The following is a 1,647-nucleotide window of genomic DNA, read 5'->3' on the forward strand; positions in this document are numbered from 1 at the left end:
CCCTCCATGTCAGCCTAGTTGTCGCCTCACCGGAACCGATTGATGTAAAGATGGGGGGCGGACAGCGAATGGAAGATGAGACGCTATTCAGCAGAGACGCGGGAATGGGTAGTCCAACAGATGATGCCGCCGTTCAATCGTGCGGTCATCGAGCTGGCAGGGGCGACGGGCATCACGACGGTGACGCTGCGCGCCTGGCTGCAGAGCGCAAGACAGGCTGGGGAATTCATGCCGGGCAATGGCAAGACAGGCGATCAATGGTCGAGCGCCGACAAGTTCAGGGTGGTTCTGGAGACGGCGTCGCTGAGCGAAGCGGAGACTTCAGAATACTGCCGCAGGAAGGGCATTTATCCGGAGCAGATCCGGCAGTGGCGCGAGGCGTGCGAGCAGGCCAATGTGCCGGAGCCGAAGCTCACGGCGGCCCAGCGCAAGGAAGTGAAGGTTCACCAGAAACGCATCCGTGAACTGGAGCGCCAGCTCAAGCGCGCCGATGCCGCCCGTGCGGAGGCGGCGGCGTTGCTGAACCTGCGAAAAAAAGCCGACGCGATCTGGGGCAAGGAAGAGGAAGACTGATCAGCAGCCCGGATCGCGATGAAGCCATGCAGTTGATCGATGAAGCGGTGCAGCAGGGAGCACGCCGTGCGCAGGCGTGTGAGCAGTTGGGAGTCAGCGTGCGCAGTGTGCAACGCTGGCGCGAAACGCCGCAGGACGGCCGTACGCTGGGCATGCGTGAGGCACCGCCGAACAAGCTGACTGAGGCCGAACGTCAGGCCGTGCTGGATGCAGCCAACAGCCCGGGTTACGCGAGTCTGACGCCGCACCAGATCGTGCCGAAGCTGGCTGACGAGGGCGTGTATGTGGCTTCCGAATCGACGTTCTACCGGATCCTGAAAGCAGCGGGTCAGGGGCAGCGTCGGGGTCGTGCTCAGGCCCCGCAACGACGCACGCTCACGACACACTGCGCCACTGGCCCGAATCAGGTGTGGTGCTGGGACATTACGTGGATGCCGAGCACGGTCAAAGGGCGGTACTTCTACTGGTACATGATGAAGGACATCTACAGCCGCAAGCTGGTGATGAACGAAGTGTGGGAGCAGGAATCGGCCGAGCACGCGAGCGTACTTCTGGCCAAGGGATGTTTGCGTGAGGGCATTGCCGGTCGTCCGCTGGTGCTGCACTCGGATAACGGCAGCGCGATGAAAGGCGCCACGATGCGCGCGGCCATGATCGATCTGGGAGTACAGCCTTCGTTCAGCCGGCCGCGCGTGAGCAACGACAACGCGTTTGCCGAATCGCTGTTCCGTACGGCGAAGTACTGTCCGATGTGGCCCGGGCAGCCGTTCGACACGCTGGAGGCTGCCCGCGCGTGGGTGCAGCGCTTCGTGCAGTGGTACAACGAGGAGCACCGTCACAGCGCTCTGAAATACGTCAGTCCGGTGCAACGGCACCGCGGTGAAGCGAACGATCTGCTGGCCCGGCGGCGTGTGCTCTATCAGGACGCACGCATGCGCAATCCCGCTCGCTGGTCAGGCGCCATCCGTAACTGGCACCTCGCGGATTCGGTCTATCTGAATCCGGAACGAACCCGGGCCTCGGCCGAAATGTATAAACACGCAGCGTAACGGTTCACGCGACAACTACCTTGAC

General features: G+C 62.7%; 1 protein-coding gene. It reads left to right on the plus strand.

Annotation, left to right across the window (positions count from 1 at the left end):
- Positions 1 to 75: 75 nt before the first annotated feature.
- Positions 76 to 1,622 (plus strand): IS3 family transposase gene (locus PQR67_RS38105; protein WP_408467936.1). Its coding sequence is split into 2 segments (ribosomal slippage): positions 76 to 541 and positions 541 to 1,622, totalling 1,548 coding nucleotides; the frame shifts between segments, so codons are not numbered across the junction.
- Positions 1,623 to 1,647: the final 25 nt, after the last annotated feature.

It is taken from the genome of Paraburkholderia fungorum, assembly GCF_046026025.1.
GTDB classification, from domain to species: domain Bacteria; phylum Pseudomonadota; class Gammaproteobacteria; order Burkholderiales; family Burkholderiaceae; genus Paraburkholderia; species Paraburkholderia fungorum_E.